This window comes from Massilia antarctica, from assembly GCF_015689335.1.
GTDB classification, from domain to species: Bacteria; Pseudomonadota; Gammaproteobacteria; order Burkholderiales; family Burkholderiaceae_D; genus Telluria_A; species Telluria_A antarctica.
In genome coordinates this window covers 6,205,626-6,215,758 of the sequence record NZ_CP065053.1, presented here as the reverse complement: position 1 = coordinate 6,215,758, position 10,133 = coordinate 6,205,626, and the positions used below count along the sequence as shown (strand labels likewise).

13 protein-coding genes are annotated in these 10,133 nt (G+C 64.6%); 8 read left to right on the top strand and 5 right to left on the bottom strand.

What is annotated here, in order from left to right:
* The first annotated feature begins 1 nt into the window (after nucleotide 1).
* The 5 genes from IV454_RS27300 to IV454_RS27280 are packed head-to-tail and all read left to right on the top strand — an operon-like array spanning nucleotide 2 to nucleotide 4,096.
* On the top strand, nucleotides 2–1,183 hold the full coding sequence (locus IV454_RS27300) for a beta-ketoacyl-ACP synthase (RefSeq protein WP_206088718.1): 1,182 nt from the start codon (nucleotides 2–4) through the stop codon (nucleotides 1,181–1,183).
* Complete coding sequence (locus IV454_RS27295; RefSeq protein ID WP_206088717.1) at nucleotides 1,180–1,656, top strand: hotdog family protein; 477 nt, start codon at nucleotides 1,180–1,182, stop codon at nucleotides 1,654–1,656. The genes IV454_RS27300 and IV454_RS27295 overlap by 4 nt, the downstream gene beginning before the upstream one ends.
* Nucleotides 1,657–2,400, top strand: a complete 744-nt coding sequence (locus IV454_RS27290) for a 3-ketoacyl-ACP reductase FabG2 (RefSeq protein ID WP_206088716.1) — start codon at nucleotides 1,657–1,659, stop codon at nucleotides 2,398–2,400.
* Nucleotides 2,397–3,626: a beta-ketoacyl-ACP synthase gene (locus IV454_RS27285; RefSeq protein WP_206088715.1), complete on the top strand. Its 1,230-nt coding sequence runs from the start codon at nucleotides 2,397–2,399 to the stop codon at nucleotides 3,624–3,626. The genes IV454_RS27290 and IV454_RS27285 overlap by 4 nt, the downstream gene beginning before the upstream one ends.
* Before the next feature lie 17 nt (nucleotides 3,627–3,643).
* Nucleotides 3,644–4,096 carry an excinuclease ATPase subunit gene (locus IV454_RS27280; RefSeq protein WP_206088714.1) on the top strand — a complete coding sequence of 151 codons (453 nt, stop codon included), beginning with the start codon at nucleotides 3,644–3,646 and terminating at the stop codon, nucleotides 4,094–4,096.
* A gap of 46 nt (nucleotides 4,097–4,142) precedes the next feature.
* Here the strand turns inward: IV454_RS27280 and IV454_RS27275 are convergent, their stop codons facing one another.
* Together IV454_RS27275 and IV454_RS27270 are read right to left on the bottom strand one after the other, a co-directional pair.
* On the bottom strand, nucleotides 4,143–4,577 hold the full coding sequence (locus tag IV454_RS27275; protein ID WP_206088713.1) for an Sbal_3080 family lipoprotein: 435 nt from the start codon (nucleotides 4,575–4,577) through the stop codon (nucleotides 4,143–4,145).
* A gap of 144 nt (nucleotides 4,578–4,721) precedes the next feature.
* Complete coding sequence (locus tag IV454_RS27270) at nucleotides 4,722–5,282, bottom strand: PAS and helix-turn-helix domain-containing protein (RefSeq protein WP_054263002.1); 561 nt, start codon at nucleotides 5,280–5,282, stop codon at nucleotides 4,722–4,724.
* A 271-nt stretch (nucleotides 5,283–5,553) separates the two neighbouring features.
* On the opposite strand from IV454_RS27270, the gene IV454_RS27265 reads away from it, so the two are divergent.
* Entirely contained in the window at nucleotides 5,554–6,252 is a 699-nt protein-coding gene (locus tag IV454_RS27265; RefSeq protein WP_054263001.1) for a CoA transferase subunit A, read from the top strand.
* A gap of 17 nt (nucleotides 6,253–6,269) precedes the next feature.
* On the top strand, nucleotides 6,270–6,920 hold the full coding sequence (locus IV454_RS27260; RefSeq protein ID WP_206088712.1) for a 3-oxoacid CoA-transferase subunit B: 651 nt from the start codon (nucleotides 6,270–6,272) through the stop codon (nucleotides 6,918–6,920).
* 66 nt (nucleotides 6,921–6,986) lie between these two features.
* On the opposite strand, the gene IV454_RS27255 is transcribed toward IV454_RS27260, so the two are convergent.
* The 3 genes from IV454_RS27255 to IV454_RS27245 form a co-directional block, all read right to left on the bottom strand.
* Nucleotides 6,987–8,261, bottom strand: coding sequence for a M56 family metallopeptidase (locus IV454_RS27255; protein WP_206088711.1), 1,275 nt, complete (start codon nucleotides 8,259–8,261; stop codon nucleotides 6,987–6,989).
* The gene (locus IV454_RS27250; protein ID WP_054262998.1) at nucleotides 8,258–8,641 is read right to left on the bottom strand and encodes a BlaI/MecI/CopY family transcriptional regulator; all 384 of its coding nucleotides are present in this window, start codon (nucleotides 8,639–8,641) and stop codon (nucleotides 8,258–8,260) included. Before IV454_RS27250 ends, IV454_RS27255 begins: the two co-directional genes overlap by 4 nt.
* A gap of 180 nt (nucleotides 8,642–8,821) precedes the next feature.
* Nucleotides 8,822–9,217, bottom strand: a complete 396-nt coding sequence (locus IV454_RS27245; protein ID WP_206088710.1) for an energy transducer TonB — start codon at nucleotides 9,215–9,217, stop codon at nucleotides 8,822–8,824.
* Nucleotides 9,218–9,401: 184 nt separating this feature from the next.
* Between IV454_RS27245 and IV454_RS27240 the strand changes: the two genes are divergently transcribed.
* On the top strand, nucleotides 9,402–10,118 hold the full coding sequence (locus IV454_RS27240; protein ID WP_206088709.1) for an SIMPL domain-containing protein: 717 nt from the start codon (nucleotides 9,402–9,404) through the stop codon (nucleotides 10,116–10,118).
* Nucleotides 10,119–10,133 lie beyond the last annotated feature (15 nt).

Genomic DNA, 10,133 nt, shown 5'->3' with positions numbered 1-10,133 from the left:
TATGAAGCTGTACTTAAACGAATGCGGGATCGTGTGCGCGCTGGGCGACTCGCATGAGCAGGTCAAACGCGCCATGTTCGCCGGCGCGAGCGGCATCGCCCCGACCGACGCCTGGTCGCCCGGCCGCGTGCTGCCGCTCGGGCGCGTACTGAGCGCGCTGCCCGACGACGCCGCGCTCCCGCTCGGCCAGCGCAGCCGCAACAATCGCATGGCCCTGGCCGCGCTGGCGCAGATCCGCGCCGCGGTCGATGCGGCTGTGCTGCGCTACGGCGCCAACCGCATCGGCATCGTGATCGGCACCAGCACGTCCGGCATCGCCGAAACCGAAGCGGCCCTGCACGCCCACTCCACGGGCGCACCGCTGCCGGCCGAGTTTCATTACGCGCAGCAGGAAATGGGTTCGCCTGCGGCCATGCTGGCGCGCGAATTGAACGTCAGCGGTCCGGCTTACGCCCATTCGAGCGCTTGCGCGTCCGGCGCCAAGGCCCTGGCCAGTGCCGCGCGCCTGATCCGCATGGGCCTGTGCGATGCCGTCGTCACCGGCGGCGTCGATACCCTGTGCGGCTTCACCGTCGCGGGGTTTTCGGCGCTCGAATCGGTCAGCGCGGCGCGCTGCAACCCCTTGAGCGCCAACCGCGAGGGCATCAACATCGGCGAAGGCGCCGCGCTGTTCCTGATGACACGCGAGCCGGCGGCGGTCGCCCTGTGCGGCTGGGGCGAGGCGTCCGACGGGCACCACATGTCGGCGCCCGATCCGGCCGGCAGCGGGGCGCGCCTGGCGATCACCGAAGCGCTGACGCGCGCCGGTATTGACGCGGGGCAGATAGACTACATCAACCTGCACGGCACCGCGACCATCCAGAACGATGCGATGGAGTCGCGCGTGGTGCACGACCTGTTCGGCGCGGCCGTGCCGGTCAGTTCGACCAAGGGTTTTACCGGCCACGCGCTGGGCGCGGCGGCCGCGCTGGAAGCGGCCTTGATCTGGCTGGCCATGCAGGACGATAATCCCGAGGGGCTGCTGCCGCCGCACCTGTGGGACGGCGTGCCCGATCCGGCGCTGCCGGCGCTGAACGTGGCCGCGCCGGGTGCGCGCCTCGGGCGTCCGCTCGACTGGGCTTTGAGTAACTCGTTCGCGTTCGGCGGCTCGAACGCCACCCTGATCCTGGGACGGACCCGATGAACAGCGACAGCTACCCCGACATCCGCGCGCTGGTCCCGCATGAAGGCGAGATGGTGTTTCTCGACCGCGTGCTCACGGCCGGCACCAGCACCCTGTGCGCGGAAGTGACGATTAGCCAGCACAGTGTGTTTTTCGACGCAACAGGAGCAGAGGCGGGCGTCGGTTCCTGGGTCGGCATCGAGTACATGGCGCAGGCGATTGCCGCCCAGGCCGGATTTCTGGCGCGTTTGCGCGGCGACGCGGTGCGCGTGGGCTTCCTGCTGGGCGCGCGGCGCTACCAGACCACCGTGCCGCTGTTCGCGCTGGGCAGTGTGCTGCATGTGCATGTGCAGCACGTGCTGCAGGGCGAGAACGGCCTGGGCGCATTCGACTGCCGCATCGACGATGGCGCCAGCGGGGCGAATCTGGCCAATGCCACCATCACGGTCTTCCAGCCCGATAATGTTAACGAATTTTTGCAGCGGAGTTTTTAAATGAGTAGCCAGAGCAGTATCAACGAGACAGTATTGGTGACAGGTTCGTCGCGCGGCATCGGCAAGGCGATCGCGCTGCGCCTGGCGCGCGACGGTTACGATATCGTCGTCCATTGCCGCAGCCAGCGCGCCGAGGCCGATGCGGTCGCGCGCGAGATCGAGGCGATGGGACGGCGCGCGCGCGTGCTGCAGTTCGACATCGGCGAGCGCGATGTCGCGGCGGCGGCCCTGCTGGCCGATATCGGCGAGCACGGCTGTTACTACGGCGTGGTGTGCAACGCCGGCGTGGCGCGCGACAATGCATTTCCGGCCATGAGCGGCGAGGATTGGGACATCGTCCTCAAGACCAACCTCGATGGCTTTTATAACGTGCTCAATCCCCTCGTGATGCCGCTGGTCCAGCGCCGCAAGGCCGGACGCATCGTCACCATGGCCTCCGTTTCCGGCCTGGCCGGCAACCGCGGGCAGGTCAATTACAGCGCCGCCAAGGCCGGCATCATCGGCGCCACCAAGGCGCTGGCGATCGAGCTGGCCAAGCGCGCCATCACTGTCAACTGCGTTGCGCCGGGCCTGATCGAAACCGACATGATCAGCGACGTGCCGATGGAAGAAGCGCTCAAGATGATTCCGGCCAAGCGGGTCGGCAAACCGGAGGAGGTGGCCGCCGCGGTCAGCTTCCTGATCGGCGCCGATGCCTCGTACATCACGCGCCAGGTTATTTCCGTCAATGGAGGCATGGTATGAAGCGCCGCGTCGTCGTCACCGGCATGGCCGGCATCAGCCCCCTGGGCAACGACTGGGCCGCGATCCGCACGCGCCTGGGCGAATACCGCAACGCCATCGCGCCGATGCTTGAATGGGCCGACTACGAAGGCTTGAACACCAAATTGGGCGCGCCGGCCGCGCCGTTCGAGCTGGGCGAACGCTTTCACCGCAAGGCCATGCGCAGCATGGGACGGGTGGCGCTGATGGCCACGCGCGCCAGCGAAATGGCGCTCGCGCATGCCGGCCTGCTGGAGCATCCGCTGCTCAAGAGCGGGCGCATGGGCGTGTCCTTCGGTTCCTCTGCCGGCACGCCGAGCGCCATCGGCGACTTCGGCCGCATGATGGAAGAGCGCAGCACGCGCGGCATCAATGCCACCACCTACATCAAGATGATGTCGCACACGGCGCCGGTGAACATCGGCGTGTTCTTCGGCCTGACCGGAAGGGTGATCACCACCTCGTCGGCCTGCACCTCGGGCAGCCAGGGCATCGGCTACGCGTACGAAGCGATCCGCAACGGCCAGCAGACCGCCATGGTGGCCGGCGGCGCCGAGGAACTGTGCGCGACCGAGGCGGCGGTGTTCGACACCCTGTTCGCCACCAGCACGCGCAACGACACCCCGGGCATCACGCCGCGTCCCTTCGACAGCGCGCGCGACGGCCTGGTGATCGGGGAGGGCGCCGGTTGCCTGATCCTGGAAGAGATGGAGCATGCGCTCGCGCGCGGCGCCACCATTCACGCGGAACTGGTGGGTTTCGGCACCAACAGCGACGGTTGCCACGTGACGCAGCCGAATGCGGCGACGATGAAGATCGCGATGGAACTGTCCCTGGCCGACGCCGGCCTGGCACCGGACGACATCGGCTACGTGAATGCGCACGGCACCGCCACCGACCAGGGCGACATCGCTGAAACGCAGGCCACCAACGCCATGTTCGGCGCGCGCGTGCCGATCAGCTCATTGAAAAGCTATATGGGCCACACCCTGGGCGCCTGCGGCGCGCTGGAGGCGTGGATCAGCATCGAGATGATGCGCGAGGGCTGGTTCGCGCCCACCATCAACCTGGAACAGGTCGATCCGCGCTGCGCCCCGCTCGACTACATCCACACCGAGGGCCGGCGTATCGACACCGACTACATCATGTCCAATAATTTTGCGTTCGGCGGCATTAACACGTCGCTGATTTTTAAGAAGTATGGCTAACCTGGAGAACTACACGAATGAAAAAAATCCTCTCGACGATGGCAGTCCTGGCAGTAATCGGTGGCGCGCTGCCGGCCCACGCGTCCGACAAGAAAGTCGTATTGCCGTTCGACGGCGCCCTGCAGGATAACAACGCCAAGGAACGCCTGGGCGACTCCATCGCTTACTATTTCGGCCCGCAGAAAACGCCGAAGGTGCTGGAAAAGCGCGGCTCGGACCAGACCAGCCAGAAGACCAATGCCTTCGGCAAGACCGACCAGGCAGTGTGCCACTGGGCCTTCCTGTCGGCCATGCTGGCCTTGCAGAAGCGCGCCCAGGAAGTCGGCGCGAACGCGGTGATCAATATCACCAGCAACTACAAGAACGCCACGTATTCGAGCGAAACCGACTTTGAGTGCCACGTCGGTAACATCGTCGGCGGCGTTGCCCTGAAAGGCGACTTCGTGCGCCTGGCAAACGGCAAGAAGTAATAACGCAGGTCCCGAGCGCGGCCCGGAGAGCGGGCCGCGCTATCTTTTACGACCCGGCCAAGTTCGGGAACAGCTGGTCGACAAGTTCCGTGATCTTCTTTTCCGCGGCGATGAATTTGCCCATGTTGCCGCCGCCCCGGGTGGCGTCGTAGGTAGCCTTGCCGGCCGGCTTGGCGTTCTTGTAGACGACGATGTCGGCGTACGCCATGTACATGGCCAGGTCCCAGCGCCAGGTCGCGGTGTAGGTCGAGGTGACCGGGCACTCCACCAGCGAGGCGCCCGCGGCCAGCTTCTTCACTTCATATCCCTTGTTGCTCAACGCGTGCTGGTAGGCGTCGATGAAGGTCGCCCTGACGGCGGGGTTGTCGATGATGCAGACCACTTTGCTGTCGACATGCTCGACCGGCTTGATGTTTTGATGAATCGCGCAGCCGGACAGGGCGAGCAGGGCGACGGAAATACAGCTCAGTCTGGAGATCATGTGATTTCCTTGTGGAAATTTAAGTGGGTCTGAACTATACCATCGCCTTGCCACGTAAACACATCAGTTGCCGTTGCGCGATGCATTGGCAACGCTTTTACGGCCGGCCTGAGCCGCGACGGTGGCGCCGCAGGCTAAAAAGGATCAGCGGCTGACCCCGACCAGCTTGTGCACCAGCTCGGACGAGGTGGACGCCGAGAACTTGCGCATCAGCTTAGCCCTGTGCATTTCCACCGTGCGCGGACTGAGGTCGGTTTCGCGCGCGATCACCTTGCTGGTCTTGCCTTCGACCAGCAGGGCGGCGATTTCGCGCTCGCGCGGCGTCAGTTCGGCCGTGACGGGGCGCTTTTCGCTGACATCCTCGAACGTCCACACGCCAGCGCCGAGTGGCTCGCGCGGATCGAGCGCGCGCCCGCTCACGTGGCACCAGAACAATTCGCCGCCGGCGCGGCGCATGATGCGCTCGTCGGAATACACGCCGCGCGCGTTCATCACCGGAATGATGCGGTCGCCCGTGCGCAGGAATTCATCCATGGTCGGGTAGAGTACCTGGAACGACTTGCCATCGAGGTCGCCGTGGCCGTAGCCGAACATCGAGCTGAGCGCATCGTTGCAGGACTGGATCACGCGGTCGACCGAGATGCACATGCCCACCGGCGCGTGACGGAAAATGGTTTCGTAATCGATGGCGTATGATGCGGTCATTGAATGGTGTGCAGTGATTCGGAAACGGTGGGAAATAAGCGGTAGTTCTACGGTATTGTGCTTTTGGCCCGCGTATTTTATGCTGAGAATCCACCACGCGGTGTTGGGGACCCCGAAAAACCGTAGCGAGCCGCGTCGGTTTCGTCCGAGAAGCGCAGCCGTACGCAGGTACGGTGAGCATCGCCGGGCGAAACTGGCGCCGCGCAGCAGGTTTGTCGAGGTCCCCGTGCAGTATGAACGAATTTAGCTCAACTATAAAAAGGGACAGGGAATGAACAAAGTTTATCCTGACGCGGCATCGGCGCTGGCCGGCATCGTGAGCGATGGCCAGACCATCGCAGTCGGCGGTTTCGGCCTGTGCGGCATACCGGAAGCGCTGATCCTGGCCTTGCGCAACGCGGCCGTCAAGCAGCTGACGGTGATCTCCAACAATGCCGGCGTGGACGACTTCGGCCTCGGCCAGCTGCTCACGACGCGCCAGATCAAGAAGATGATTTCATCTTACGTGGGTGAAAACAAGGAATTCGCGCGCCAGTACCTGGCCGGCGAACTCGAACTCGAATTCACCCCGCAGGGCACCCTGGCCGAGAAGCTGCGCGCCGGCGGCTCCGGTATCCCCGCTTTCTATACCAAAACCGGGGTCGGCACCATCGTGGCCGAGGGCAAGGAAGTGCGCGAGTTTGACGGAGAACAATACGTGATGGAGCGCAGTCTGGTAGCGGACGTGTCGCTGGTCAAAGCCTACATGGCCGACCGCGCCGGCAACCTGGTGTACCGCAAGACCGCGCGCAACTTCAACCCGAACGTGGCGATGGCCGGCAAGATCACCGTCGTCGAAGTCGAGAAACTGGTGGAAGTGGGCGAGATCGATCCCGACCAGGTGCATACGCCGAGCATTTTCGTGCACCGTATCGTCGTCAACGCAACGCCGGAAAAGCGCATCGAACAGCGCACCGTGCGCACCAAATAAGACCACAGGAGAAGAAGATGGCATGGACTCGTGATGAAATGGCCGCGCGCGCGGCGAAAGAATTGCAGGACGGTTATTACGTGAACCTGGGTATCGGCTTGCCGACCCTGGTGGCGAACTACGTTCCCGCCGACATCGAGGTATTTTTGCAATCCGAAAACGGCTTGCTCGGCATCGGTCCGTTTCCGACCGAAGATGAAGTCGATGCCGACCTGATCAACGCCGGCAAGCAAACCGTGACGGCATTGCCCGGCGCCGCTTACTTCAGCTCGGCCGATTCCTTCGGCATGATCCGGGGCGGCAAGATCAACCTGGCGATCCTGGGCGCGATGCAAGTGTCGGCCCAGGGTGACCTGGCCAACTGGATGATTCCAGGAAAAATGGTCAAGGGCATGGGCGGCGCGATGGACCTGGTCGCCGGGGTCAAGCGCGTGGTGGTGGTGATGGAACACGTCGCCACGGCCAAGGATGGCTCGACCTCGCACAAGATCCTGCCCAAGTGCGACTTGCCGCTCACTGGCGTGGGCGTGGTCGACCTGATCATCACCGACCTGGGCGTGATCGAGGTCACCGCGGCCGGCCTGAAGCTGGTCGAACTGGCTCCTGGCGTGAGCAAGGAACAAGTGGTCGCCGCCACCGGCGCCGAACTGGACGTCAGCGCGCTCTAGCCTGTCGCGCCCGCGCGGCGCTCGGCGACGAAAAGCACCGGAATCGCTCCCGGTGCTTTTTTTCGATCAGTCGTCGCCGTCCGTGAGCATCCACACATATTCCATGTGCATCCACGCAGGCACCGGCTTGCCATTCTCGCTGCCCGGCTTGAATTGGCACTTCATGATGCCGGTGCGTGCTGCGTCGTCGAGCAGCACATGTCCGCTCGACGATGCGACGCGCGCGGCCGCGACCCGGCCGTTCGCACCGACCTTGAAGGCCAAGGTGACCGTGCCCGTATGTTGAGCCTTGAGCGAGGCCGCCGGCCAGACTGGCTTGGCGCAGCTGGAAAAATCGACCACCGGCGCCACGCGCGCCACCGTCGGCGCGACGCTTGAGCGGGCGGCGGCGTGGGCGTACAGGCTCAGGCAGGCCGCGGCCAGTCCCAGCGCGGGCAATGACGCTTTCCAGCCGAGCGCCTGGCGGCCGGGCTTGACCAGGCGCCGCACGCGCGCGACCAGGTCGCCGCCGTTGGCCGCCATGGCCAGGTGGTGCGAGGAAAACTGGAGGCGTTCGAGTTCGGACAAGGCGCGCGCCAGCCGGCGCGGTTCGCCCAGATGGCGCGCCGCCAGGTCGTCGGCGATCAGTTCGCGTTCGGCCCGGATGCGGCCGGAAATCCACCACACCACGGGATGATAGAACAGCAGGATCTCGGCCACGTTCTGGCCCAGGTTGACCAGGTAGTCGAAGCGCTTGACGTGCCCCATTTCGTGCGCCAGCAGCGCTTCGAGCAGCTCGGGCGGCATGCCGGACATCAGAGCTGCCGGGACCAGCACCACGGGCCGCAGCCAGCCGACCGTCAGCGGGCTGTCCAGGTGTTCGGCCACGCGCAGGCGCACCGTGCGCGTGATGCCGAAGGCGAGCGCCATGCGCGCGGCGTCCGCCTGCCATTGCGGGCCGGCCAACGGCGCCCTGGCGGCATGGCGTACCCACACCAGTCCGGACGCCATGCGCAGCGACAGCAGTGCCGCGCACACGGACCAGAAACCGACGATCCACAGCAACTGCTCCTGCAGCCAGCCGGCCAGGCTGGTGTCGCCGCTGCGCGCGGCGGTCGCCATGCGGCCGGCAAGGCCGATGTGCGCCGTGCCGGCGGCGCCGTCCTGAAGGCGCAGCGCCAGGTCGGCCGCAGGCCACAACACGCAGGCCAGCAGCGCCGCGCAGGCCACGTTGTAGCGGTATTCGGGCCGCGCGTTGCGCATCAGGGATAGCGCCGTGGCGCAGGCGCAGCCGATCAGCAAGCCTTGCCAGGTGAAGTGGAGCAGGGTCCAGCCGATACTGTCGATGAGGGCATCCGTCATTGGTCGTCTTCCTTGAGCATGGTTTCGATCTCTTCGCGCTCCTTTTTGCTGATGCCGCTGCGCAGTGCGGCCATGACCAGCGCCTTGGCCGAGCCGGAAAAGGCTTTCTGGATCAGGTCCTTGAGCAGGTTCGTTTGCAGGCAATCCTGGGCTTGCGCGGGAGCGTAGACGTGCGAGCGTTCGCTTTCGTCGCGGATCAGCAAACCCTTGGTGTGCATGATCTGCATCAGCCGCAGCACCGTCGCGTAGGTCACGTCGGGGCGTTCCTTGAGGATCGCATGGTGTACCTGCTTGGCGGTCGCTGCGCCGAGCGGCCACAGGGTTTGCAGCAGATCGAGTTCGGCCGCTGTCGGCTTGGGCGGGGCAGGGAGTTTGGGCATGGTGCGCTATTCGTGTGTAGTTGGATGTCAGGTTAATGCATCTAGACTTTTATGTCTAACGAAAAGTCGTGCAGCTTCAATGAATCGCGGTTGCCACACCTTGAATGTGGCATTGGAATAGACAATAATGTCTATTCCGGGCAGTCGCACGCATTGCGGCTGCCCGGCCGGCCGCCGTGATTACAGCTTCCACACGTAGGCGATGTCGACCCAGCTTTCAACCGGCTTGCCCTTGGCGGTGGCGGCGCTGAACTTGCACAGTTTGATGGCATTGCGGGCGGCGTCGTCGAGCGCAACGTGGCCGCTCGATTTTTTTACCTTGGTGTCGACGACATCGCCGCTGGCGTCGACCAGGAACGCCAGTTTCACCGTGCCGGCTTGATGGGCGGCGCGCGCTTCGGCCGGGTAAGCCGGCTTGGCGCAGGATGTCAGGTTGACGATGGCGTGGGTGTTCGCGGCCCTGGCTGGCGCGGCGTGCGCACTGGCGGCCATGCAGCCGGCTGCGAGGGCCAACAGCGCCACACTGCGTGTCAGGCGGGTCGGAATAAGTGAAGTCGAGCTTGTGGACGGGGTCATGCAGTCTCCTTGATCGGCGTCGTGCGCCGTGGTTCGGGCGGGTGCCTATTTATAGACTAAACTGTCTAGACAAGGTTGTCTATGATTTTCTTCGCCCGTTGAAAATGGTCATATTTTAATAGACAATAATGTCTATGATATCTATGCTGGCGTTTTCAACATCAGATAAACGTCCGGAGAAACCATGCTCAAAACGATCGCCGCCATCGGCGCCCTGACCTTGCTGCCCGTGGCCGCGCAGGCTGGCGGCTTGCCCGACTATCCGTTCATCCATGTCAGCGCCACGGGTACGACAAGCGCGATGCCCGACCTGGGGCAGATCGATGTCGAGATCAGTGCCTCCGACGCCGATCCGGCGGTGGCGGTACGTGTGGTCCAGGCGCGCGCCAACGACATCCGCGCGGCAATGACGCAGGCCGGCGTGCCGCTGGACGATGTGGAGGTGCGCGATGTGCGCAAGGACTTCCGCAAGCCGGATGCGAACGCGGCGCCGGCGCCGGTGCAGTACGATATCCGCGCCGGGGTGCGCATCAATGTGCGCGACCTGAGCAAATGGCGCGCCGTCGCCGCACCGCTGCTGGACATGCCGAACCTGGACGGCTTCATGACGGTGTTCGATACGACCCGGCGCGACAAAATCGAGATGGAACTGGCCGCCGATGCGATCAGGATCGCGCGCCGCAAGGCGGAGGCGATTGCGCTGGGATTGGGACGCAAGCTGGGGCCTGCGAATGCGGTCAGTACGGGCGACTTGAAGAACCTGACGCGGGCCATGGGGCTGGCGCCGAACGAGGCGAATGATCGCTCGTCGCCGCAGACCGGCATGGACAAGGCGGATGTGCTGACCGTGATGGCGCTCAGGTTCGCGCAGCCGGTCGACGTGATCTATCGCTTGAAATAGCAAAATTCCCGCAGG

Bases quoted from the DNA above. Each gene is read 5' to 3' on its own strand.
- IV454_RS27300 (WP_206088718.1), top strand. From the start codon at position 2: ATGAAGCTGTACTTAAACGAATGCGGGATCGTGTGCGCGCTGGGCGAC.
- IV454_RS27295 (WP_206088717.1), top strand. From the start codon at position 1,180: ATGAACAGCGACAGCTACCCCGACATCCGCGCGCTGGTCCCGCATGAA.
- IV454_RS27290 (WP_206088716.1), top strand. From the start codon at position 1,657: ATGAGTAGCCAGAGCAGTATCAACGAGACAGTATTGGTGACAGGTTCG.
- IV454_RS27285 (WP_206088715.1), top strand. From the start codon at position 2,397: ATGAAGCGCCGCGTCGTCGTCACCGGCATGGCCGGCATCAGCCCCCTG.
- IV454_RS27280 (WP_206088714.1), top strand. From the start codon at position 3,644: ATGAAAAAAATCCTCTCGACGATGGCAGTCCTGGCAGTAATCGGTGGC.
- IV454_RS27275 (WP_206088713.1), bottom strand. From the start codon at position 4,577: ATGATCTCCAGACTGAGCTGTATTTCCGTCGCCCTGCTCGCCCTGTCC.
- IV454_RS27270 (WP_054263002.1), bottom strand. From the start codon at position 5,282: ATGACCGCATCATACGCCATCGATTACGAAACCATTTTCCGTCACGCG.
- IV454_RS27265 (WP_054263001.1), top strand. From the start codon at position 5,554: ATGAACAAAGTTTATCCTGACGCGGCATCGGCGCTGGCCGGCATCGTG.
- IV454_RS27260 (WP_206088712.1), top strand. From the start codon at position 6,270: ATGGCATGGACTCGTGATGAAATGGCCGCGCGCGCGGCGAAAGAATTG.
- IV454_RS27255 (WP_206088711.1), bottom strand. From the start codon at position 8,261: ATGACGGATGCCCTCATCGACAGTATCGGCTGGACCCTGCTCCACTTC.
- IV454_RS27250 (WP_054262998.1), bottom strand. From the start codon at position 8,641: ATGCCCAAACTCCCTGCCCCGCCCAAGCCGACAGCGGCCGAACTCGAT.
- IV454_RS27245 (WP_206088710.1), bottom strand. From the start codon at position 9,217: ATGACCCCGTCCACAAGCTCGACTTCACTTATTCCGACCCGCCTGACA.
- IV454_RS27240 (WP_206088709.1), top strand. From the start codon at position 9,402: ATGCTCAAAACGATCGCCGCCATCGGCGCCCTGACCTTGCTGCCCGTG.